Here is a 23,206-nt window from a genome sequence, read left to right as displayed (position 1 = left end):
ACCTTTGGTTAATTATGGAATTTAATAAATTAGTTCAATTTGTTATTGCAATTTGCCATTTTTAATTATTATTAAACCTTATTTTCTTTGTTTAACTATATTAGGCATATCTATCTTTGTGTTATCTATAATTAAATCTACAAAGGAACAAGGTATATCAATGGTTTCATATAATTTATATGCTGGAATATACCTATCATTATATTTGTTTAATAACATTTTCAAGTTAACATTCTTAAATATATCTCTTTCAGAAGCACGTCTTAATTGTTCATCTATTTCAATTATAATCATAATACTATAATCATAATATTTCTTAAATTCATTTTTAAATATAAATATACCCTCAATTATGAGTATCCCTTCACTATCTAAGGAAATATCTAATTTTTTTGTATATTCATCCTCTAGTGTATCTAAAACAAAATCACTAAATTCTATTTTCCCTGCTGTTCTGGCTTTTTTTAAAATATCTCTTTCAAATTTCATATAGTCAAAGTTGTTATAATAGTGTTGTTCCCAACATGGTAATTCACCAGAGTAGCGTATATCTCTTTTATTACAGAAGTCATCAATTGAAACTACTTCAGCCTTTATTCCTGACTTTACTAAAGAATTTTTAATATTTTGAGATAAAGTGGATTTTCCTGAACATCCTTGTCCATCAATTCCTACTATCAAGCATCTATCTTTTATCACTAATTTCTGAGCAATTAATTTTTCTACTATATACTCAGTTAATTCATTACATTTCAACTTTATTCCTCCATTTAATGTTATGACTAATATATGTTGTAATTATAACATTTACTTCAATATAATGTATATATAAGTAATTTATTAAATACTAGCTAAATAGAAATGCTATGTTGTTCTCAACATAGCATTTTAATAATTAAGATTACACTATTAATCTTAATTTTATTAACCTTATTATCCTCTTGATTTCCCAGTAATGTGTTCTATTTTAATTTCTACTATTTTTGCACTATCTTGTGCTCTTTCAATATATCTTTTACCTTCTTCTATGAAGCTTTTAGAATATTTTTCAATAAATTTAAATAAAATATCTCTCTTTAGAACTCCAGTTAGTTCCTTTGCTTCTCCAAAAGCTATGATGCTTTTGTAATTTGTACTAAACTTTCCTGGTAATACTTCAGTATCTGTAACAACACAAAAGGATACTTTGTGATTTTTTTCAATATTATCAAGCTTATGCCCTTCTTTAGCACAGTGAAAATATATTGAGTTATCTTGGTAAACATAGCTTAATGGTACAGTATAAGGATATCCATTTTCACTAATCGTTGCTAAAACTCCATATTCTCCATTAGTTAAAATTTTTTCTATATCCTCACCAAGAACTTCTCTATCCTTTTTTCTCATTTCTTTAAACATATAAATATCTCCTTTAAATCTTATTTATAAAATCACCTAATTTAACCATGAAAATCCTCTAAAGCCCCATGGTGACAACAACTATTTAAATAGTTAACATTTTAAAATTTTATATATATAACTTTTAAAAATTTTAAATAGGAAACTATGTGATAGTTTCCTATGCATATATTCGATATAACTTTATCTTATCCTTCAATAAAATATAAGTCCAAAACTTACTTACAATCTTTTTAACTCTTAATTAAACTAATCTAACGAATCCTTTTTTATATTTAAAAATCAGAAAACTTCCTTGTCTAATCTCAATTATAATGTAATTAAATTATATAACTAGATTCACAATGCCCCAAATAATACTGTCTACTCCTTTTCTCGCCATGTCTAACGGGATATCTAAAAAATTAAACATTAGTAACGCAAATATAATTAATTGACCATATCTTTCATACTTCATAAACTTAAAGTATTTCTCCTCTGGTAATAAAGCTCCAATAATTTTGGCACCATCTAGTGGTGGAAATGGTATCAAATTAAACACGCCTAGTCCTATGTTGATTATATAAGTATAATTAAGAAGATTGAATATGAACAAAATCACATCTCCACCATAACCTCCTGTGACTTTTAGAATTATTTCTATAACAAAAGCGCATATAAGAGCTATTAAAAAGTTCATCATAGGACCTGCTAATCCTACCAGTGCCATGCCCTTTCTTTTATCCTTATAATAATATGGGTTTACTTGTACAGGTTTTGCCCATCCGAATCGAAAGAATAAAAGGCATAGTGTTCCTACTGGATCCAAATGTGCTAATGGATTTAGCGAAAGACGTCCTGTTACCTTTGGTGTTGGGTCTCCTAGCTTATATGACACATAACCATGGGCAAATTCATGAAGAGATACTGCAATAAGAATAGCCGGTATAAGATAAATTAGTTCTTTTATATTCATAATTACTTTGCTCCTTTTGAATTCCTATTTTACTACATATTGCTTCTTTATATAGTATATTATTATTTATTTGTTACATTTTCAATAAGTAATTTATTATGTTCACATATTAGTATTATTTTATCATCATTGTCCTTTTCTATTTTTTACTATATAATATATAATATGGTTGTATGATTATAAAATAATAAAGGAGATTTTTATGGATATAATAACAATTTTAGTTCTTATTATTAGTGGAATACTAATTTTAGTTTTAAAACTTGATTCAAATTATATACTTACCTTACCTGGTTTCTACTATATATATATAAGTGTATGCGCTTTTTTAAATAAACCTAATTGGAATCTAAAACGCTCTATAAAGTATACTGAAAGAAAATATGTAATAGATAATAGAAAAAAATACCTTAGGTTAGAAGGATTATTTCATTTGATAACAGGTTCACTATTGGTTTTTTATCCCTATTCATCAAAATATTTTACTGAAGGGACTTACTTTATATTTGTAGTAGTTATTTTATTATTATTACTATTAATTTATTACATTTATTTACGTATAATTTTAAAAAGAAAAAATTCTTAGTTGCATGGCCTTGCTATCCTATACTATAATAGATAATGAAATTAAGTTTTTCTTAGATTTGGTAATTTAAAAAAGATTGATTATTTTATCTAAATCTTATAAAACTAAATATAAACAGAAAGATTAAAGGATGTTTGATTATGGAATTTCAAAAGTGTATAGAAACAAGAAGAAGTATTCGTAACTTTAACTCAAAAGAAGTAAGTAATGATATTATAGAGGCGATAGTAAACGCTGCTGCTTATGCTCCGTCTTGGAAAAATTCTCAAGTAACTCGTTACTATGCAATTAAAGATGCTAAAGTAAAGGAAGCAATAATAGACGCAATGCCTGACTTTAATAAACCTTCATGTAAAAGCGCTCCTGTTATTATAGTATCTAGTGTAGTTAAATTTAGATCTGGTTATACTCGTGATGGTGGCTTTGACTCTGCTAAGGGTGATGGTTGGCAAATGTATGATTGCGGATTATCTAACATGATTTTCTTACTAAAAGCTAAAGAACTAGGTCTAGGTACAGTTATTCTAGGTATCTTTGATGAAGCAAAGGTAACTGAAATTGTTGGAATCCCTGATACAGAGGAAATTGTTTCAGTTATTCCTATTGGGTATTTTGATGAAGAAGTAGCAATGCCAAAACGTAAGTTTGCAGATACTATTTTAAAAGTAATAGAGTAATTATAAGAAGGCTAACTCAAAATTCTGAGTTAGCCTTTTATTAAAATTATAAAATAGTTAGTTTTAACTTGGATCAGGTATTCTACATAATCTTATTGGTCTGCTAGAACCATTATCTCCACAACATACTTCCGTTACTCTTATTCTTACATCTTCTGTAACTCCCCTAATTTCTATTTCATAGGTATCTGGAATGTTACGGAAAATAACTTCCCTACATGAGCATGGTCCAACTGTTATACAAATAGTGCAAACTCTACATTTATCATTACATATATTTTTTCTGCGTATTTCTAATTCTACTGAGGTCCTAGAATTATTTCTTATATTAATAAATAAATTAGCTATTCTACATTCTCTTCTTACTCTACCAGTAGTTAAAGCAAACTTGCTTTTACAATTCATACAAGCTATTATACAGTCCAGTTTACATTGAATTTCTCTATTTCTAGCTTCTAATCTACATATGGTCTCCTTAACATTTCTTTCTATAGCTCTAACTTCTCTTTTTATCTCTGCTAATCCATAACGTGGATTTGTAATAATATTATAAACATCTTCAACGTCTGGTTTTTTATGATGTCCCCTATCCAAAATATTCAATTCACAGTCATCGCTTTCCCCTTTAATCATGGATTCTTTTTGTTCCCCCACTGCTAAATCACCTTGGCTATCAGACATTATATCAGAAGAATTTGTTATATCCTTTACTTCAATATTTTCTATGCTATCATTTTCTACTATATATTCCATACTATCACTTTCTCCTCTCATATATGTGAAGTATGACAGTGCTGATTTAATAACTAGAGGAAGAGTTTTATCATAATGACCTACACCTATATATAAACTATTTCCCTCAATCTTAAATTCACTAGCTACTTCTATATTTATTTCACTATAACTTTGATAAGCACTAGATTTTAGAACTGATAACTTACATTCTTTTATATTAACTTCTGCATTTTTATCTCTATCTAATTTAATGCTGTCTATGCCTTCAAAAGTCATATTAATAATTTCTGGATTTGTTCCTTGCTGAAGTATAAATTTATAATCTAGCTCCCCATTATTAAAGTCAAAACATAAATCTATACCGTGATAAATTCCTTTATACCTTATTTGTGAATAAGTAGGTACATCTATAACTTCTTCATTGGGTACATCAAAATCAAAATAATTTTTCTTTTCATCACCTTCACCTTCTCCTATGATTTCAACATCTGGTAATGAATTCTTAAGTAATATCTTAAAAAAATTAATAGTTTCAGTATTCTTAGTTTCCTTTAATTGTTCTTCATCGTAATTAAGTGTTGTTACACCATCAGTCTCTTTGAGCCCAATAATTATCTCATTTTTAAGAAACATTATAATATATCCATCATTAGTAACTGTATATTTTACATCTTTATGATTCTGTCCATTATTAAATTCAAAGGGATAAATATTATTTGAATTTACTTTCTCATCCATATCATTTAACATTCTAAAACTCCTTTTTAATTCATTTAAAAGCTTATCATTATTAATGTATTCCAAAGTAAAATTATATGTGAAGCTATTTCATAATTATAATAAATTTTTATATTTATAATACTTCTAAAGCTTAATTATAATTATTTAATTCTTTAGTTATAAAATAAATTGTTTGATATTAAATAATTCTATAATTCCAAAGAAACTTTAATACTTTGAAATTAATAATAACCTTTTCCACTTTCCTTATACTTCATTTTTTTTCATTTTCACATAAATATTGACAATATATAAATAGGATGTACAATATAAATAGAATGCTTACTTTAATTTTAAAATTTTATTATGATTGGGGGTAAACGTGTAGGTATGTCTCATTCTGATATAAGGACTGCTATAATATGTGAAAATTTATCTAAATTTAATGATGTATGTGAATACCTAAGGTACAATTCTGATAATTATTTAGAATCCTCTATTTGTAAAATAAAAGCTATAGAAGAGATTCATAATACTTATCTATATCCTAGGGATAAAAAAGTTAGAAGACCTGTAATGAATATTTTACTAATAATTGCATTTATATGTTTTATATTCCCATTTGCTTACACTTATTTTTTTGAAGGAGAAATTTTTTGGAATACATTAGGGCTAGGTGCAGGCTTTTGTCTCGTTCCTCTAATTATTTGTCTTTTATTTGCAAACCCAGATAAACATGCTTATTTTCATCTTGATGAGAATACAGATTTTTTCATAAGGGGTAATATTTTAATAAAGTTAAGTCCAAATGATTTAACTAGAACTGATTTTACTATTAATGTGAAATACATTGATTTAAATAGTATTACTAAAATCAAATATAATACGTTTTCAAAACTTTACTCAATTACGGGTATTAATTATTGTTGTGATTTATCACCTAACTCTGCGAAGGAAATAATAGACACCATAAGTCCTAACTATTTCCAAAGATATTATAAGGAATTTCATATCTATGATACTTTTTATAATGGTGACTTTATTAATGAAATAACTGAAAAGTTCTCACTACCAGATATAGAGGAATATTGTGAATCCCCTGAGAAAGAAAAAGAATCTCCAGAAGACTTCAGCTATCTTTCTATTGGCTTTTGGGGGTGTATTGGACTCTCTATCATCTTATTATTTGAACTTTACTCTTCTATAGGATTAATTCTTAAAACTCACTATTACTTTAATGATCTTATTTTAAATATATTATTTATATTAGTTATAATTGGACTTTTAACTTCCTTAAAAGCCTTAATCATTAGATTTAAAAAATGCAAATTAGAAATTTGCTGTTTCAGTTCAGAATTGCAATATTTAATAGGATTAACAATATCTTCATTAATATTATTTATAATAACAAAAATATTCTCCTCATCATATATAGAGAAATTTTCCTATATAAGTTGTATTATAGCTATTGTTTTCGGGTTAACTTGCTTTTCTTATTACTATTTTGGTATAGGACATAAATTATCTCATTATAGGTTTTTAAGTTCTAATCTTGCACTTTATCTTATAGTCTTGTGTCTTATTTTAGGCGTTATAAAAGCAAATATTGAATTTGGGTTTATTCCCGGTTTATCTATTATAAATTTACTGGCTTTTTTTTATTCTTGTAGTAGATCAGGCAATATAATACGAAAATATTTGAATAGAGATAAGGTTGTTATACCACCTTATAAGAATTCCACTAATAAGACTAGAGGATTTTTGGAGTAATTTAACTATATAGGGGGGATCTTATTGGTAAAAAAGTTTTATATACATAGTAACATAGATAATATAGCTGAATGGGTTATGGCACTAATATTAATGATACCTATAGAAGTGCTAGCGATGCTTGTATGTGTAAGTTTTATTAAGAATGAATATATAAAAGAAGGTATCCTTAATGACTTTTTAGAACCCATATTTATAGGTACTGCAGTTTTAAGTGCTACTGTTTTGACTTTGATTGCTATTATTATACTTATAGTTAGATTTAAGGTTTCCAAGCATGTACCTATAGATATATTTTATGGTCATTTATATGAACCTGCTGAAAGCTTAGTCTATGCTATTGATTATGATAAAAATATCTTATTCGCATATGAATATGAAGATTACAGCAAGAGCACAAAGTCACCTTCATTATTTAAAAAAATATTTAGCAACACTCTATTGAAAAAATTAACAAATGAAAAATCTAAGAGAAATCCTCAAACTTTAGATGCATGTACAAAAGTTAGCAATAATGGACCTACCTTAGTTATGAACTTTGAAATGCAAAATTTTTCAGTTGTAGAGAATAGAAGAGGTTATATTGTTCTAAAGACTGATGGAATAGAACATAGTGAAACAGAAAAAAAATCCAAACGTAAAACTTTTATTATAACATCTAAATATAAAAAATATAGAAGACTAAAAAAATTTATTTTAAAAAATGAGGTACAATAATGAGAAAAAAATTATTACTCTTCATTATAATTCTAATATCTGGAACAATAATTTATTATAATAAATATAGCAACATAATGGAATCATATACATTAGAAACTGAAAAAAAAATACATGATGCAATGGGTAAAAATTTACCCTATTATAATATAGATAAAGACTGTAACTATATTACATGCGAGTGGAAGCCTACTTCTAAGTCTGAAGATGATAAAAAATGGCTTAGCCATATAGATAACGCTTATCATGAATTTTACTTTATTTCTTCTACTACTAATAATAACCACATCCTAAAAAATACCACAAGTAGTAGATGGGACCTTTCTGAGCTTACTGAAAATGCTTTTAATGATTGTTATGAAAGTGGTAAAGCATTAAATAACTTTTTTGGAGAGGAAGTTATTAGATATGAAGATTTTTTACAATTTAAAAGTATATATGAAGAAAGTGAAAATCATGATGCTTATTTACGAAAATTAAGTCCTAACTACGAATCTATTTACACTATTATGATATATGGTTTATACCTAGATGAGGGCGAACTATCATATACTATAAACCTTAGCATAAAACCTAGAAAATAGTACTTCTAATAATATTCAAAAAGAACTATAGGAAGGACATATATCCTTTCTATAGTTCTTTTTCATTATTTGTGTGTTGTAATTTAAGGTTAACTGTCTACTGTAACATATTAAAGAGTGATAATACTTAACATGTTGGGAATATCAATAGACAGAAGATAACTTTAATAAATCTACATTTTCCCCGCCTTTTCTACACATGCCTTCATAGCTTCAATGACACTGCTACGTAAACCTCTTTCTTCTAAAACTCTTACTGCTTCTATAGTCGTGCCTCCTGGAGAACATACCATATCCTTTAATTCTCCTGGATGTTTACCTGTTTCCATTACCATCTTAGCACTGCCATAAACTGCTTGAGCTGCAAATTTGTAAGCTTTGTCTCTTGGCATTCCTTGCATTACTGCTGCATCCGCCATGGCTTCTATAAACATAAATACATAAGCTGGTGAACTTCCACTTACAGCCATCACAGCATCCATCATTCTTTCCTCTACAACTTCTGCCTTCCCAAATCCACTTAAAATATTACATATATAATTTAATTCTTCTTCACTCACTAAAGCATTTTTACACACTCCAGTGATTCCTTCTCCTACAAGAGCTGGGGTATTTGGCATAGTTCTAACTATCTTCACAGCTCTTCCAAATTGACCTTGTAATTTTTCAAGACTTTGACCTGGTGCTATAGTTACTACAATAGTTTCATCCTTAATCACAGATGAAATTTCTTTAATTACATTATCATAATATTGAGGCTTAATAGATAAAACTACCACATGACTATTCATTACTACTTCTTTATTATCAGCAGTAATATTTATGCCTAGCTCCTTATTTGTGTTAGCTAATCCTTCAGCATATGAATCAGAAGCTATAATTTCCTCTGCACTAAGAATCTTAGATGAAATAATTCCTCCGATCATAGCTTTTGCCATATTGCCACAACCAATAAATCCTAACTTCATTGCCATTTTAAAGACTCCTTTATATTTATATTTTTTATAATATGCTCCACCTGGTATTAACTCGGTGGAGTAACTTCCGCTAACTAAATCAAAGATTCTCTTTTTTAAAAGGACACTCCTTCTCACATAGGTTTGAAGGAGTAACTTCCACTAACCAAATCATAGATTTTACCTTTTAAAAGGACACTCCGCCTCCCATTCACTCGGTGGAGTAACTTCCGCTAACTAAATCAAAGATTTAGAGCGTCAGTTGAATCGCTGTTCTGTTCTGTTTATTATTTCATCCTGAAGTTCTTTGCTTAGATTTCTGAAGTGGTCACTGTAACCTGCAACTCTTACTATTAAATCCTTGTAATCTTCAGGATGTTTTTGAGCTTCTATTAAGGTTTCTCTATCAATTACATTGAATTGAATATGATGTCCATCCATATTGAAGTAAGCTCTTACTAAGTTAGCCATGTGGTCTAGTCCTTCTTCTCCTGCTACTACACTTGGATTGAATTTTTGGTTTAAAAGAGTTCCTCCAGTTCTTAGATGATCCATCTTAGATGCTGATTTTATAACTGCTGTTGGTCCATTTGTATCTGCTCCCTTTTCAGGTGATATCCCTTCTGATACTGGTTTATGAGCAAGCCGCCCATTCGCACTAGCTATCATCACCTCTCCAAAGTAAACGTGACAAGTTGTAGGTAGCATATTGATTCTATAACATCCACCTTTAACATTTGGTCTACCAGTTATTATTTTATTATACGCATCAAATACTGATGTCATGATTTCATCAGCATAATCATCGTCATTACCGTATTTGGGAGTTTTATTTCTAACTAGATTTGCAATTATCTCATTGCCTTTAAAGTTATTTTCTATGGCTTCTATCAATTTTCCCATGGTAAATTTCTTTTTATCATAGACATTATATTTTATAGCAGCTAGAGAATCAGTAATAGTTCCTATACCAACCCCTTGTATATAGTTAGTATTGTAACGAGCTCCCCCTGCATTGTAGTCTTTTCCTTTTCTTATACAATCATTAGTTATAATTGAAAGAAAAGGTGCAGGCATATAATCTGCATATATTTTTTCAATGATATTACTTCCTTCTATTTTTATATCGGCAAAATATTCTATTTGTTTTTTATAAGCACTAAATAACTCTTCATAGTTTTTAAAGTCCTTAGCATATCCTAATTCTAATCCTAGTTGCTTACCACTTACTTTATCATATCCATTAAATAATGTTAATTCTAATATCTTCGGTAGGTTAAAGTATCCTGTTAAAATATAAGCTTCATTTCCAAATGCTCCAGTTTCAACACATCCACTAGTACCACCTCTTCTTGCATCCTCTATGGATTTACCTGCATTAAGAAGTTCTTGTACAATGGCCTCTGTATTATAAAAGGCAGGTTGACCCCATCCCTCTCTAGAGATTTCACAAGCCCTTTTTAGGAATCTCTTAGGGGTTTTCTTACTGATTTGTACATTGGAGCTTGGCTGAAGTAGCTGCATTTCATCCATGCAATCTAGGATTAAATAACTTATATCATTTACTCCATCTTGCCCTTCAGGTGTAATTCCACCAGTGTTAATGTTAGCAAAGTCAGTGTAGGTACCACTTTCCTTTAAGGTTACTCCTACCTTTGGAGGTGATGGTTGATTATTAAACTTAATCCATAGACATTCCAAAAGTTCCTTAGCCTTATCTTCATCTAAAAAACCTTCCTCTGCATCTCTTTCATAGAAAGGATTTAAGTGTTGGTCAAGTCTTCCTGGACTATATGCATCCCAAGGATTTAATTCTGTAGTTACTCCTAAATGAACAAACCAATACATCTGCATTGCTTGCCAGTAAGTCCTTGGAGCATGAGCTGGTACTACTTCACAGTTCTCTGCAATTTGAAGCAGCTCCTTTTTTCTTATAGCATCTGTTTCTTTGCTAGCTAGATCTCTAGCATATTTAGCATATCTGTCTCCTAGAATCATAATAGCATCACAGCTAATACTCATAGCATTTAGTTGCTCTCTTTTAGAAAATGCTTCTTTGTCATTTAAAAAATCCAATTTACATATAGCTTCCTTAATTTCATTTTTATAATCTAAGAATCCTTTTTTGTATATATTTTCAGAGCCTACTGTATGACCTGGACCTCTTTGCTCCATGAACTCAGTAAAAATTCCACTTTCATAACATGACTTCCACTTATCACTCATGGCATTTATAATTTTATTTCTAATAGATCTTTTTTCCCAGTAAGGAATAATTTCTTCCTCTTGAGTTATTAAATCCTCTTCATTTACTTTAAAGCAAATTAATTCTCTATCATTCATTATGTGCATATCTTCAAGGGTATGACAACATAGTTCTGGAAATGTTGGAGCTGCCTGTGGTCCATCTCCTTTTTCTCCAACTATAAGTTCCCCATCATTAATGCATAAAGTTTTGTTCTCCATAAAATACTTAAATGCTAAAGCTCTCATTTCTGGAATTGATACAGAACCTTCATACTTCTTATAGGCCTCAGTCATTAGCTTAGCTCTCTCCATATATATATGAGGAACAGTGTTTACACTTTGAGTCCTTAATTTTTTTATTCTTTCATTCATGCCTCTTTCCATGAATTAACCTCCTATTTTTATATTTATAAATCCAGCCTTTTCAAATTTCCCCTTTATAGTCTCCAATCTTTCTTTACTAGGCGCTTCAAAGTTAACTCCTTCATAGACCTTTTGAAGTCTTTCATATTTGCTCTTCCCTGTATTATGATAAGGAAGTAAATTTATCTTATGTACATTTATATTGTTCTTTAAAAATTTTATTAATTCTTCTATAGATTCATCATCTGCATTAACCCCTTCTACCAAGGGTATCCTTATATTGATATTTGCTCCAGCTTCACTTAACTTTCTTAAGTTTTCAAGAATAAGATTATTAGACTTTCCTATATATTTTATATGCTTTTCATTATCCATAAGTTTTATATCATATAAAAAAGTATCTACATACTTAAGTATTCTATTATAATTTTCGTAGGGAGCTTGACCACAAGTATCAATGGCAATGTTATATCCCTTTTTCTTCAACTTTTTTAATAATTCTTCTATATAGTCCATGTTTTGAGTCATAACCTCTCCGCCAGATAATGTAATCCCTCCACTTGATTCCTCATAAAACATTCTATCTTTTTCTGCTTCCTTAACAAGCTGTGCTGCTGTATATTCTTTCCCCACAATTTCACGAGCATTATTTACACAATAGTCAATACATTTCTTACAAAGGTCACACTTGATTTTATCTGTAACAACGCATTTTTCTTCCTTTGAAATTGCCCTTTGAGGACAAATGTCTATACATGCCATACACCCTGTACATTCTTCTTCATTGTACATAAGTTCTTCACTATAATTTTGACTTTCTGGATTATGACACCATAGACAAGATAGTGGACATCCCTTGAAAAAAATGGTGGTACGAATTCCATTCCCATCATGGATAGAATACTTTTGAATATTAATAATCTTTGGCAAATTCAACATATCACCTCCACTCACATTGATAAATAAAATTTACACCCTTAAAATAAATTCATATTTATGAATTTATTTAATTATATTTTCACTTTAATTATAAAATTTATTATATCCAATGTCAAATAATATACTTTCATAAATATGTTATTAATTAATCATAATACATGATAATAAAAAGCTAGCACCTAAATTTCATATTAGGCACTAGCAATTTAAATTATTTATTCTTACTATGTTTTTTTAATGGATAGATCAACTGAAATATTAAAACTACTACCAATGCTATTAAGAATAAATAAATCCATGGAGAACTTTCTGCCTTAGGATTTGATCCACCTTCTGCAAATGCAGTTACATTTGACCTAGCATAACTTAACATTACTATTAGGTATAAGATTTTATTTTTTAGTTTCATTTTACGACTTCCTTTCTATATTTATTAATATAAATAGTAAAGCCATAGTCCTTTTTCATAAAAAAACCTCCACTTACATTGATAAGTAGAGATTTTTAATATGCATAACAAACCCGCTAACCTAAATGCTTTGAATTACTCCAACCTAGATTAACGTGAAATCACATCTTATATTATTTATTATTATCATTTAAAATATAAATTTTAATATAAAAAGTGCATTATTACCTCTTCTACCCGAAAGGACATTGCTTTAACCATTAGGCAGGTCTTCCGACTTAAGATTCATATTCTACAAGCACCTTCCCAACATAATGTCAGTGGTTGATATTTTAAAAATATCCAGCTTATATCATCATCCAATACGGCAACGGGGATTGTGTTAGATTCTCACTAACTTCCCTATTAATTCCCTAAGGAAACCAAACAGTCATTTATATTGTTCTCAACTATATAATAACATAATTGATATATAATAATCAATATGCAAAATTATCTTTCTTATTATCTTTTAAACTAATCTATATAATTATACAATCACACTAGATTAAATTAGAGTTTATATTGTAATAACTTTCTTTTCTTCTGAGCTGTAAAAGTTTGCATTTGTAAAGAATTCTATATATAATGATATTTATAACTTATTATTTGTTTGAGTATTATTATAATATACATATAGGGATTTTGGAGGAATTTTAATGTCAAAGGAAAAAAAGATTGAAAAAGCAAATGCAAAAGCAAGAAAAAGATTAGAAAATGCCATGAATAATATTTATGTAAAGTTTACTTTATTTAAGGAAGTTCATGAAACTGCTTATAAATTAAATCCTGAATATAAATACTTCTGGGATAAACATCCTGAAAAAACTAAGCAGGATATACTAAAAAATCAAAAACCTATGGATATGAATCTAGGCAAAGGTAGAATTCCAGAAATGCAATTCGGTTTTGGAACCTTAGGCTTTGGTTATGGATTAAAGAGATTATTCTCTAGTGAAAGGTTATCTCCAGAAGAAAAAATAGAAATTTCTGTTACTTGTCAAAAGTTTACTAAAACTGTAAGAGCAGTAAATGAAACTCTTTGGGGAAAACCACCAAAAACTTTATAATTAGTTATATAAAAAGTGTGCAAAATCCTATGATTGTGCACACTTTTATTATATTTAATTTATTTTTATTATCTTAATTTATATACCCTTTTATTACTCTCAATATCTTCCATAATAAGATTTTTATTCATCATAAATTCTATTAAAGTTCTTGTAAATTCTTTTTTGTCAGTGACTACAGCTTTTTTTCTGCTATAAAATTGGGACGCTGTAACTCCTAAAACTTCTTGCTCTATTTCCGATTTTGTAATATACTTTTGTGTTTTTAACTTCTTAATTACTTTTTGTGCACCTTTACTATATAAAATTTGTAAAAGATCCTTCTGTTGTGCACCTGATTTTTTTAGTCCCCATGCATATATAATAGCAGTAGCTACTGCAAATAATAAAATACCTATAATTGTTTGAATTCTAATTGGCATTATTTATTCTCCTTCCCTAGGTAAAGAATAAATTTATTCTCGTGAAGAATTTGAAAAAATTTTACTAAACGGTTTAGTAAAGGCTCTGCTTCTTTACCAAAGTGTTTTTTTACCTCTTCCGAAATACCAAAAATTGTATTCATTCCATCGATATAATTCCATATAAAAGTTCCATAGGCATCTAGCTCTATATGGCTAACTTTAGGTTTGTGGAAGAATTTTTGAGCAATTCTATTATGAAGTCCTTTATTAGGTATATCTACTACTACTAGTTTTTTTTCATTTAAAGACCAAGTGTATTCTTCATTTTTCTTTGGAATGTAATCTAAATAATTTTCCTTCTGTGCATTATTTTCTTTATTCAACATGACTATTCACTTCCTATTAAATAATATCCGGCCTAGGTTTCACCTAGGTCGGATAACTTATTTTTTATTTCAATAGATTATTGCAAGGTATAATTTTTATTTTCTAATCTTCTTTTTAGACATACTGAATTTGAAAATTGTGAATATTAAGAACAAGAAGAAGATTAACCCACCTATATTACCTAAACTTATAGTTTCTGAAATATTAATTACATCACCAAGAGTAGATGCTCCAATTGGGATAATTGCAAATACTGCAAGTAAAATACCAATTAATCCTTCACCCGCAATTAAACCTGATGTATATAATATACCATTTTCAACAACTTGACCTCTTTCTTCTTCTGAAATATTTTTCTTCTTATCAAAGTATAATCTTACTAATCCACCAGCCATGATTGGTGTACTTAAGTGAATTGGTAAATAAAGACCTACTGCAAATGGTAATACAGGAATTCCTAGTATCTCAATTACAATTGCAATACCTGCACCTGCAAATACTAGTGCCCAAGGAAGATTTCCTTCCATTACACCTTCTACTACCATCTTCATTAATGTTGCCTGTGGCGCTGGTAATTCTGTAGAACCATAACCCCATGCCTTATTTAATAGGTATAATACTCCACCAATAGCTATGGCAGATACTAGAACTCCAATTAACTCACCAATTTGTTGTTTCTTAGGTGTTGAACCAATGATATAACCAGTTTTTAAGTCCTGTGATGTATCACCAGCAATAGCTGCTATAATACATATAATTGAACCAATTGCGATTGCAGCAGTCATACCCTCTTGTCCAATAGTTCCTGTAGCTTTTAAAATAATTGTTGCAAACAATAATGTTCCAATTGCCATTCCTGATACTGGGTTATTACTACTTCCTACTAATCCTACCATTCTAGAAGATACTGTAGCAAAGAAGAATCCAAATACTACAATTATAATTGCACCAACTAGATTTACAGGAATTACAGGTACTAGCCACATTAATATAATAATTATTAAGCAAGCTGCTAAAATACCTTTCATAGGTAAGTCTTGTTCTGTTCTAAGGTCACTAATAGTGTTACTTCTACCGTAGCTCTTCATCGCTTGCCTAAAAGTTTTTACAATTAATGGTAGAGACTTCACTAAGCTTAAAATACCACCCATTGCAACAGCACCTGCACCGATGTAACGAATATATTTACTCCAAATTGTAAAAGAATCCATAGCGCTTATAGGATCTGCACCTGGGTATATAACTGCATCTCCACCAAATAAACTAATTAATGGCATTAATACAAACCATGCAACTATTCCACCAGATAGCATGTATGCAGATATCTTAGGTCCACATATATAACCTACTCCTGCTAGTGCTGGAAGTACATCTATACCTACTCCAGATCCCTTATAGCCTGTAAGTTCATAATGTACTTCACTTGGAAATAACTTTAATCCATCAGCAATAAATTTGTATAATGCAGCTATTCCAAGACCTGCAAACACTGTAGAAGATTTTGCTCCTCCCTGTTCACCAGCAAGTAGAACTTCTGCACAAGCAGTTCCTTCTGGATATGGAAGCACTCCATGTTCTTCAACAATAAGAGCTTTACGAAGTGGTACCATAAATAAAATACCGAGTACACCACCACAAAGTGCGATAATTCCAATTTCCAGTAAAGATGGTGCTTCTGTTCCCCATTCTGATGCCCACATAAATAATGCTGGTAATGTGAAAATTGCTCCAGCTGCAAGTGATTCACCAGCAGAACCAATTGTCTGAACTATGTTGTTTTCAAGAATGGAGTCTTTTCTTAGAATAACGCGTATAACTCCCATTGAGATAACCGCTGCTGGAATTGAAGCTGATACTGTCATACCAACTCTAAGACCTAAGTAAGCATTGGCTCCACCAAAAAGTACTGCCAGTAAAATTCCTAAAATAATAGATGTTAATGTAAATTCGGGTACGACTTTTTCAGCAGAAATGAACGGCTTAAAACTGTCTTCTTTTTTCATCAAATTCCCTCCCTATATATTCATCTTATTACATATTGTAGCACCCCTTGTTTTGTTTTACAATATGCTATATTACATTATATTATTTTTTATGAAACTTATAACTAATATACTACTTATAGTTAATATTTTTTATAAATTATTATTTATGTTAAATATTTAACTATAACAATTTTTATTTCTTGTATTTCTAAATCAAAAGAAATAACTATCATATATATAAAATACCCCCTAGGATAGGCTATAATTAGCATATCCTAGGAGGTATATTTTAAAATTTTATATTTTCTATAAGTTTTTACTATTTCATATTAAAAGTTAACTTGTATTAATAGCATTATTGCACTAAATGCTGCTATATATCCCATTAGAGGCATGATAAATTTTAACCACTTGTCATAAGTTACATCAACCATCTCTAATGTTGCAAGAATTAATCCTGTTGGTGTAATAAAGGAAATTAATCCTAATCCGTATACATAGGCTGAAATTATAACATCTCTTGAAAGTCCAACTGAATCTGCAAGAGGAGCCATAATTGGAATAGATAGAACAGCCAGTCCTGATGAAGAAGGAATAAAGAATCCAAGTACTATAAATATTAAAAGCATTAGTACTATAAATATATTTCCATTCATACCTGCTATAGCATTAGAGAAGAAGTTAAGTATTGTATCAGAAATCATACCATTTTCTAATACAAGGTTAATACTTCTAGCAACTCCTATAACTAATGCAACACTCATTAAATCAGCAGCTCCAGTTACGAATTGGTTTACAAACTCTTTCTCCCCTAATTTTGATAGGAATCCAATAATTATACCAGTTACTAAGAATAGAGCTGTCATTTCTGCGAACCACCAATCCAAAGAAGAAACTCCATAAATCATAACTACAAAGGTTAAAAGGAATATTAACAATATAATTTTGAATCTTAAAGTTAATTCTGGTGCTTCTCCTTGACTAGCAAATTTAGCTTCAATTTTTTCTTTGTCTGCAAATGTTAATGATTTACTTGGATCTGCTTTAACTTTCTTAGCATATCTTAAAATATATATTATAGTAATTAAAGTACCAAGAACAAAAGCAATAATTCTGAAGTTAAGTCCATTTGTAAAGCTTATTCCAGCAGCATTAGAGCCTATAACTACTGAGAATGGATTTACTGTTGAGAACATACTTCCTATAGAAGAACCCATGTATATTGCTGCAATACATACCATAACATCATAGTTTGCAGCTAAGAATACCGGAACCATTATTGGATACAGAGCTATTGTTTCCTCTGCCAGTCCAAATGTAGTACCTCCAAGAGAAATCAAGAAAGTAATAAATACTATCAATATGTATTCTTTTCCTTTAGTTAATCTTGAAAGACTTGCAATCCCTGCATTAAATGCACCAATGTTATTTAATACTCCAATAACTCCACCTATAATAAATACAAATAAAATTATATCTATAGTATCATATACTCCGTTAATAGGTGATAGAATTATATCAATTATACCTTGTGGACTTTGTTCAACTTTTTCATAAGTACCTGGTATAGCTACTGGTTTATTAATACTACCATCTTCAAATTTAGAAATGTCACCAGTAACCTTAAGTTCATCTAAAGTTTCTTGAGTACCAGGCATTTCTTTTATATCTCCATTGGGAGCAGTAATCTCAAACACAGTGCTATCTGCATTATAAGATAACTTTGAATATGAACCAGCTGGTATCACATAAGTTAGCGCTGCTGCTAAAAGCAATACTATAATTAATACTGTAAAAGCAGTTGGAAATGATAATTTCCTTTTATTCTTTGCCATGTAAATCCCTCCAATAATTTAGTATTAGTGCTTGCCACATATAGTAGCTTAAATTATTTATATCTACTTTAAGCACATAGTTAATATTTTATTCATAAGCTAATAAAGATTTTCCATTAGTAACATGCTCTTAAATATACACACTTTTATGAAATAATGAGAATTTCTCATATATTTTTGTATAATTATCCTATGAATTAAGAATTTTTATGCTTTAATTTAAGACTCTAGCCCTCATCACCCTTTAAACGTTTTCAGAATCATGAAAAAATTTTTAGCCATTTCAGGCATAAATTCTATAACTCCCAGCATTTCCATCTTATCAATTTCTTTATTTATTTCATAATAATTTTATATTGTATATTATACTCATAACTTTCTTTACACATATAAATAATAGCTTGTCCTATGTACTTTAAGATTTTAGATATAAATCCAACAAATTTTGACTTTAAGAGTCAATATTTATCGATATTCTATAATTATATTACTATAAAATCACAAAAAAATAAAGTATCATATTCGCTCTTTTTCCCCTTTTTCCCCCTTATTTCTTATTAATTCTCAGTATTACACCTGTATATTCATATTTTTGTTCATTCTATGTTCATTTTTATAAGTTTTGAATTTATATTATAAAAGTATTATCGTTTTATATTTTAATTATTTTTTTTAAAGAATTGACATTAATTCCTAATGATAATATACTAAAAGTACAATACTACATTACCCATGTAATGTAGCACCTGAAACAAAGGAGGTTTACCCTTGAAAATAGATGTAAATAGCCTAGTTCCTATATATGTTCAAATTGCAAATGCTATTGAAGATGATATTCTTAGTGGAACTTTAGAAGAAAGTGGTACTTGCTACTCTCAATTAGTAATCGCCAAAGAGCTTACAGTTAACCCTGCTACTGCAGCTAAGGGAATTAATTTATTAGTAGGAAGAGGTATTCTTGAAAAACAAAGAGGATTAGCTATGATTATAACTCCCAATGCAAAGAAAAAAATTATGAATAGAAGGAAAAATGAAACCTTCGAAAAACTGGTAAAAGATCTAGTCAATACAGCAAAAAAATTAGACTTATCTCAAGATTATGTACTTGAAACTATAAAAAAACACTATAAGGAGGATGAATAATATGACTTCTTGCATTATAGCTAGAAATCTTTTTAAAAGATATAAATCTAAGGTGGCTATCGATAATCTATCTGTAGAAATAAATGAAAATCAACTCATAGGTTTAATCGGTAGTAATGGCTCAGGTAAAACTACTTTTATGAAACTATGCGCAGGTCTAATTGAGAAAACTGAAGGAGAATTAATGGTTTTAGGCGAAGACCCCATGGATAATTTATCGGTATTAGAGGAAATTGTATATAGCTATCATAATATGTCCTATGAATCTAACTTATGTCTAGGTAGAATTGTTGAGTATTATAATATGATGTACCCTAACTTCGACCTTAAGTTTGCAGAAAACCTTTTAAAACATTTTAATCTTAAAATGAAAATTAAGTATAAAAATTTATCTCAAGGTATGAGAAGTTTGTTTAACTTTATATGTGGTATTTCCTGTCGTGCCAAGGTTACCATGTTTGATGAACCAATTCTAGGCATGGATATTAAAACTCGTAAATCTGTTTATGATATCATACTACGAGATTATATAGAACATCCACGAACTATAATTATTTCTAGCCATATTTTATCGGAGTTGGAAAATATTCTTTCAGAACTAGTAATAATTAATAATGGGTCTTTAGTTTTATATGAAGCTATGGATACTATAAAGGAGTCTGCCTATAGAGTAGATGGAAATCCTGATAATTTAGTAAATTTCATTAAAGATAAAAAAGTACTATATAAAGATTTTAGTAACATAACCTCCTTTGCAATAATAGAAGGCTTAATTACAGAATCTTTAGAGATAGAGATATCAACTAACAATTTGAATATTTCAAGAATTAGTCCAGAAGAGCTATATATTTATCTGACTGAAAATAATTATAATGGAGGCATGGAGGAGTTATGGATAAAAGACAATTAAAAAATATTAATAATCTATATAAAATACGCTCAAAAGAGCATAAAAAGGCACTTTGGATAATTTATATACTACTTGCATCCTTTTTTGCAATTGATTTAATCGCAACTCTTATGGATATTTTCACTTATTCTAAAGATGTAACTACCTACAGTCTACAGACCTATACCACTAATGGTCTTTTCCTAGCAATTAGTATAAGCATCGGAACTTTATTGTGGTATAACTCCTTCAATAATCAACATCAAGCTTTTCCCCAGGATAATAAAACAAGATTTATGTCTTATGCTCTGTTTAACTACATTACTCTATTAAAAGTGTCAGTAACTTCTTTACTTTTATACCTAATTCAATATAACATTTGGGCATTAATTGGAAATTTAAATTCTAATATATCTTTTGCTTATCCTATAAATTTACCTTTCTTAATCTCTGGTTTTATAGTTAATTTACTCTATGGCTCCATGTTAATTGCCCTGACTTTGTTAATCAATGTTTTGAGTAAAAAATTTCATATTTATTTCTATATTACTTTCATAATGTTTGTAGTGGCTGCATTCTTTAACAATGGAGCTCTGTTCATTACTATTGGAAATCTTTTTAACTTTTGGACTAAAGAATCTTCCCTTGGTATGTTTGTTGTAAAGTGTACTATAACACTAATCATTTTACTTATTTTGTCTGTAATTATAAATAATACTATAGTATATTATAAAGCTGAGACTAAAAATACAACTAAATCTGGATTTATTTTATGTGGAATTGCCCTTTTCTGTTTTATCATTATGATATCTTTAAGTGTTTTCACCCATAATTATCCATACAATAGCACTAGGGAAATGGGATCTGATTCCATAGACTCTGTTAATGACAACCCCATTAAAAATTTTGAAGAAAAAGAAATAGAAATATCTCTAACTAATCTTAACACTGATATCCCTATTGAAATAGTAACTCAATTTAATGAAGATGAAGAAAATATTTTTACTACTCGCTATAGCGACTCCTCAATAGAAGAAGTTTATGAAAATATTATTGTAAAATACCATCTTCCCTGCAATGAAGTGGACTATATAAATCTTAATTATTTTAAAAACCCTATAGTTACAGCAAAACTTGAGGATAACAAACTATATATTAACTATACTTATGACGAAAACCAAAAGGTTATTCTTCTTAGCTCCTATGGTACAATGTCTCAATTTGATTGCTTTAAAGGGAAAACCCTCTTTAAATCTAAAGCAGGTCACATGACTGGTAGCAGTGATGGTAGCATAGAAATAATCTATCCTAAGGGCACAAAATTTAAAAACTAAAAAATTAAAGCCATCTGAAAGGAGTAATTTCTCCTTTCAGATGGCTTTATTATGTTATTTTAAAATCTGTTTTTTTATATAATCTAGAGTTATCTGTTCACCTTCACTTGCTACCTTATTAAGTAAAAGCTCTAATAATTCCCTACTTTTCTCATGAATAATTTGATAATCCTTACCCCTTTCATAATATATTAAGGCCGAATTATCTTTATACTTCTCTTTCTCATAATTCATACAAGCACAAATTCTGTCAATAAACATTTCAACTACATAATTATTGGGAATTTTCATACCAACTATTCCATCTTGTATTTTCGTACCATAATCAATCCAATATTCTAAGTGATGCTTATTTCTTCCCTTATGATGAAGCCAAGCCTTAGAATATCCTTCCACCTTCTTTTGTATTCCATTAGGACTAACATCTCCTCTGTAATACTTTATTCCTGCTGAAAATTCTACCCAAGAGTACTTAGAAAGATCATGTAATATTCCTTGTTTATATAACCCCACCTTAAAGCAGTATTTCATAACTAATAACTTATGCTTTGTTATAGTCTTAAAGTGATTAATTGCGTTCATTGTATTTTCATCCCCTAAAAATTATGTTTTCCCTAGTCCTATATTAACATAATTTCCTTCTCAAATAAAAACATTGAATAATAAACTAATTTAATTTATAGATTTCTTTTACCTTATCGGGTAGTTCTTTTATTTCAACTTCTTCATAACTCTTTGTTTTTTCACCCTTAACATATACCTTTAAATATCTATCAACCTTTAGTATCTTTGACGTTGTAAATGTAATTAATTTCTCATTTCCATCTTTATCATACCCATTTATTTTATACTCATACGTATTGTATCCTCCACTATTCTCACTTGTTATATCCTTATATTCACTGACAGTTTTAACGTAATACTTTGTTGAACCTAGATTAATTATACCGTTAGAACTTACTAACAATAAAACTCCACCTACTATTATTATACTTACAATAATTCCCATTAATTTTTTCATTTTATATCCTCCTATAGTTTCTTTCGTTCTGTTAAGTTATATG

Annotated in this window: 23 protein-coding genes and 1 riboswitch; of the genes, 9 read left to right on the top strand and 14 right to left on the bottom strand. The window is 29.1% G+C overall.

Annotation, left to right across the window (positions count from 1 at the left end):
- Positions 1–78: 78 nt before the first annotated feature.
- The 3 genes from B2694_RS11750 to B2694_RS11740 all read right to left on the bottom strand — a co-directional run bounded on the left by B2694_RS11750 (position 79) and on the right by B2694_RS11740 (position 2,353).
- Positions 79–756: a hypothetical protein gene (locus B2694_RS11750; RefSeq protein WP_346885907.1), complete on the bottom strand. Its 678-nt coding sequence runs from the start codon at positions 754–756 to the stop codon at positions 79–81.
- Positions 757–933: 177 nt separating this feature from the next.
- Positions 934–1,398, bottom strand: a complete 465-nt coding sequence (locus tag B2694_RS11745; protein WP_346885906.1) for a pyridoxamine 5'-phosphate oxidase family protein — start codon at positions 1,396–1,398, stop codon at positions 934–936.
- Between the two features lie 325 nt (positions 1,399–1,723).
- A complete protein-coding gene (locus B2694_RS11740) occupies positions 1,724–2,353 on the bottom strand; it encodes a site-2 protease family protein (RefSeq protein ID WP_346885905.1) in 630 nt (209 codons plus the stop codon).
- Positions 2,354–2,555: 202 nt separating this feature from the next.
- On the opposite strand from B2694_RS11740, the gene B2694_RS11735 reads away from it, so the two are divergent.
- Positions 2,556–2,939 (top strand): hypothetical protein, encoded by a 384-nt coding sequence (locus B2694_RS11735; protein WP_346885904.1) that lies wholly within the window; start codon positions 2,556–2,558, stop codon positions 2,937–2,939.
- Between the two features lie 140 nt (positions 2,940–3,079).
- On the top strand, positions 3,080–3,616 hold the full coding sequence (locus B2694_RS11730) for a nitroreductase family protein (RefSeq protein WP_346885903.1): 537 nt from the start codon (positions 3,080–3,082) through the stop codon (positions 3,614–3,616).
- A gap of 63 nt (positions 3,617–3,679) precedes the next feature.
- Here the strand turns inward: B2694_RS11730 and B2694_RS11725 are convergent, their stop codons facing one another.
- On the bottom strand, positions 3,680–5,101 hold the full coding sequence (locus B2694_RS11725) for a hypothetical protein (RefSeq protein ID WP_346885902.1): 1,422 nt from the start codon (positions 5,099–5,101) through the stop codon (positions 3,680–3,682).
- A gap of 336 nt (positions 5,102–5,437) precedes the next feature.
- Between B2694_RS11725 and B2694_RS11720 the strand changes: the two genes are divergently transcribed.
- The 3 genes from B2694_RS11720 (at position 5,438) to B2694_RS11710 (ending at position 8,142) form a co-directional block, all read left to right on the top strand.
- The gene (locus tag B2694_RS11720; RefSeq protein WP_346885901.1) at positions 5,438–6,841 is read left to right on the top strand and encodes a hypothetical protein; all 1,404 of its coding nucleotides are present in this window, start codon (positions 5,438–5,440) and stop codon (positions 6,839–6,841) included.
- Positions 6,842–6,865: 24 nt separating this feature from the next.
- Complete coding sequence (locus tag B2694_RS11715; RefSeq protein ID WP_346885900.1) at positions 6,866–7,558, top strand: hypothetical protein; 693 nt, start codon at positions 6,866–6,868, stop codon at positions 7,556–7,558.
- 77 nt (positions 7,559–7,635) lie between these two features.
- Positions 7,636–8,142 (top strand): hypothetical protein, encoded by a 507-nt coding sequence (locus tag B2694_RS11710; RefSeq protein ID WP_346885899.1) that lies wholly within the window; start codon positions 7,636–7,638, stop codon positions 8,140–8,142.
- A gap of 173 nt (positions 8,143–8,315) precedes the next feature.
- On the opposite strand, the gene proC is transcribed toward B2694_RS11710, so the two are convergent.
- From proC to B2694_RS11690, 4 genes are all read right to left on the bottom strand, one after another.
- Entirely contained in the window at positions 8,316–9,116 is an 801-nt protein-coding gene (gene proC / locus B2694_RS11705) for a pyrroline-5-carboxylate reductase (protein ID WP_346885898.1), read from the bottom strand.
- A 240-nt stretch (positions 9,117–9,356) separates the two neighbouring features.
- Entirely contained in the window at positions 9,357–11,729 is a 2,373-nt protein-coding gene (hypD, locus tag B2694_RS11700) for a trans-4-hydroxy-L-proline dehydratase (protein WP_346885897.1), read from the bottom strand.
- A gap of 3 nt (positions 11,730–11,732) precedes the next feature.
- The gene (locus B2694_RS11695; protein ID WP_349679315.1) at positions 11,733–12,644 is read right to left on the bottom strand and encodes a trans-4-hydroxy-L-proline dehydratase activase; all 912 of its coding nucleotides are present in this window, start codon (positions 12,642–12,644) and stop codon (positions 11,733–11,735) included.
- Between the two features lie 214 nt (positions 12,645–12,858).
- A complete protein-coding gene (locus B2694_RS11690; RefSeq protein WP_346885895.1) occupies positions 12,859–13,056 on the bottom strand; it encodes a hypothetical protein in 198 nt (65 codons plus the stop codon).
- 246 nt (positions 13,057–13,302) lie between these two features.
- A riboswitch (cobalamin riboswitch) is annotated at positions 13,303–13,498 on the bottom strand.
- Between the two features lie 256 nt (positions 13,499–13,754).
- On the opposite strand from B2694_RS11690, the gene B2694_RS11685 reads away from it, so the two are divergent.
- On the top strand, positions 13,755–14,165 hold the full coding sequence (locus B2694_RS11685) for a hypothetical protein (RefSeq protein WP_346885894.1): 411 nt from the start codon (positions 13,755–13,757) through the stop codon (positions 14,163–14,165).
- Positions 14,166–14,233: 68 nt separating this feature from the next.
- On the opposite strand, the gene B2694_RS11680 is transcribed toward B2694_RS11685, so the two are convergent.
- From B2694_RS11680 to B2694_RS11665, 4 genes are all read right to left on the bottom strand, one after another.
- Complete coding sequence (locus B2694_RS11680) at positions 14,234–14,587, bottom strand: hypothetical protein (protein ID WP_346885893.1); 354 nt, start codon at positions 14,585–14,587, stop codon at positions 14,234–14,236.
- On the bottom strand, positions 14,587–14,955 hold the full coding sequence (locus B2694_RS11675; protein ID WP_150843980.1) for a PqqD family peptide modification chaperone: 369 nt from the start codon (positions 14,953–14,955) through the stop codon (positions 14,587–14,589). The genes B2694_RS11680 and B2694_RS11675 overlap by 1 nt, the downstream gene beginning before the upstream one ends.
- A 96-nt stretch (positions 14,956–15,051) precedes the next feature.
- Entirely contained in the window at positions 15,052–16,959 is a 1,908-nt protein-coding gene (locus B2694_RS11670) for an OPT family oligopeptide transporter (RefSeq protein ID WP_346885892.1), read from the bottom strand.
- A 311-nt stretch (positions 16,960–17,270) separates the two neighbouring features.
- The gene (locus B2694_RS11665) at positions 17,271–18,776 is read right to left on the bottom strand and encodes a YfcC family protein (protein WP_035131673.1); all 1,506 of its coding nucleotides are present in this window, start codon (positions 18,774–18,776) and stop codon (positions 17,271–17,273) included.
- Between the two features lie 768 nt (positions 18,777–19,544).
- On the opposite strand from B2694_RS11665, the gene B2694_RS11660 reads away from it, so the two are divergent.
- From B2694_RS11660 to B2694_RS11650, 3 genes are read left to right on the top strand one after another with little or no spacing between them, the layout of a single operon-like run.
- On the top strand, positions 19,545–19,919 hold the full coding sequence (locus tag B2694_RS11660) for a GntR family transcriptional regulator (protein WP_346885891.1): 375 nt from the start codon (positions 19,545–19,547) through the stop codon (positions 19,917–19,919).
- Position 19,920: 1 nt separating this feature from the next.
- Entirely contained in the window at positions 19,921–20,829 is a 909-nt protein-coding gene (locus B2694_RS11655) for an ATP-binding cassette domain-containing protein (RefSeq protein WP_035131669.1), read from the top strand.
- Positions 20,811–22,142: a hypothetical protein gene (locus B2694_RS11650; RefSeq protein WP_346885890.1), complete on the top strand. Its 1,332-nt coding sequence runs from the start codon at positions 20,811–20,813 to the stop codon at positions 22,140–22,142. The genes B2694_RS11655 and B2694_RS11650 overlap by 19 nt, the downstream gene beginning before the upstream one ends.
- A 54-nt stretch (positions 22,143–22,196) precedes the next feature.
- Here B2694_RS11650 and B2694_RS11645 read toward each other — a convergent pair whose 3' ends face one another.
- Together B2694_RS11645 and B2694_RS11640 are read right to left on the bottom strand one after the other, a co-directional pair.
- The gene (locus B2694_RS11645; protein ID WP_346885889.1) at positions 22,197–22,724 is read right to left on the bottom strand and encodes a DUF5662 family protein; all 528 of its coding nucleotides are present in this window, start codon (positions 22,722–22,724) and stop codon (positions 22,197–22,199) included.
- An 85-nt stretch (positions 22,725–22,809) separates the two neighbouring features.
- Positions 22,810–23,163, bottom strand: a complete 354-nt coding sequence (locus tag B2694_RS11640) for a YxeA family protein (protein ID WP_346885888.1) — start codon at positions 23,161–23,163, stop codon at positions 22,810–22,812.
- Positions 23,164–23,206: the final 43 nt, after the last annotated feature.

Source organism: Clostridium sp. UBA4395 (genome assembly GCF_002390995.1).
Classification (GTDB): domain Bacteria; phylum Bacillota; class Clostridia; order Clostridiales; family Clostridiaceae; genus Clostridium_J; species Clostridium_J sulfidigenes.
Note: the sequence above shows the minus strand (reverse complement) of the source record. Positions and strands in the feature narration are given on the sequence as shown.

What these genes read in the sequence shown, in the direction of transcription:
- B2694_RS11680 (WP_346885893.1), bottom strand. Translation starts at nt 14,587, where the DNA reads ATGCCAATTAGAATTCAAACAATTATAGGTATTTTATTATTTGCAGTA.
- B2694_RS11640 (WP_346885888.1), bottom strand. Translation starts at nt 23,163, where the DNA reads ATGAAAAAATTAATGGGAATTATTGTAAGTATAATAATAGTAGGTGGA.
- B2694_RS11650 (WP_346885890.1), top strand. Translation starts at nt 20,811, where the DNA reads ATGGATAAAAGACAATTAAAAAATATTAATAATCTATATAAAATACGC.
- B2694_RS11740 (WP_346885905.1), bottom strand. Translation starts at nt 2,353, where the DNA reads ATGAATATAAAAGAACTAATTTATCTTATACCGGCTATTCTTATTGCA.
- B2694_RS11670 (WP_346885892.1), bottom strand. Translation starts at nt 16,959, where the DNA reads ATGAAAAAAGAAGACAGTTTTAAGCCGTTCATTTCTGCTGAAAAAGTC.
- B2694_RS11710 (WP_346885899.1), top strand. Translation starts at nt 7,636, where the DNA reads ATGGAATCATATACATTAGAAACTGAAAAAAAAATACATGATGCAATG.
- B2694_RS11665 (WP_035131673.1), bottom strand. Translation starts at nt 18,776, where the DNA reads ATGGCAAAGAATAAAAGGAAATTATCATTTCCAACTGCTTTTACAGTA.
- B2694_RS11685 (WP_346885894.1), top strand. Translation starts at nt 13,755, where the DNA reads ATGTCAAAGGAAAAAAAGATTGAAAAAGCAAATGCAAAAGCAAGAAAA.
- B2694_RS11690 (WP_346885895.1), bottom strand. Translation starts at nt 13,056, where the DNA reads ATGAAACTAAAAAATAAAATCTTATACCTAATAGTAATGTTAAGTTAT.
- B2694_RS11735 (WP_346885904.1), top strand. Translation starts at nt 2,556, where the DNA reads ATGGATATAATAACAATTTTAGTTCTTATTATTAGTGGAATACTAATT.
- B2694_RS11675 (WP_150843980.1), bottom strand. Translation starts at nt 14,955, where the DNA reads ATGTTGAATAAAGAAAATAATGCACAGAAGGAAAATTATTTAGATTAC.
- B2694_RS11720 (WP_346885901.1), top strand. Translation starts at nt 5,438, where the DNA reads ATGATTGGGGGTAAACGTGTAGGTATGTCTCATTCTGATATAAGGACT.
- B2694_RS11645 (WP_346885889.1), bottom strand. Translation starts at nt 22,724, where the DNA reads ATGAACGCAATTAATCACTTTAAGACTATAACAAAGCATAAGTTATTA.
- B2694_RS11725 (WP_346885902.1), bottom strand. Translation starts at nt 5,101, where the DNA reads ATGTTAAATGATATGGATGAGAAAGTAAATTCAAATAATATTTATCCC.
- hypD (WP_346885897.1), bottom strand. Translation starts at nt 11,729, where the DNA reads ATGGAAAGAGGCATGAATGAAAGAATAAAAAAATTAAGGACTCAAAGT.
- B2694_RS11745 (WP_346885906.1), bottom strand. Translation starts at nt 1,398, where the DNA reads ATGTTTAAAGAAATGAGAAAAAAGGATAGAGAAGTTCTTGGTGAGGAT.
- B2694_RS11730 (WP_346885903.1), top strand. Translation starts at nt 3,080, where the DNA reads ATGGAATTTCAAAAGTGTATAGAAACAAGAAGAAGTATTCGTAACTTT.
- B2694_RS11655 (WP_035131669.1), top strand. Translation starts at nt 19,921, where the DNA reads ATGACTTCTTGCATTATAGCTAGAAATCTTTTTAAAAGATATAAATCT.
- proC (WP_346885898.1), bottom strand. Translation starts at nt 9,116, where the DNA reads ATGGCAATGAAGTTAGGATTTATTGGTTGTGGCAATATGGCAAAAGCT.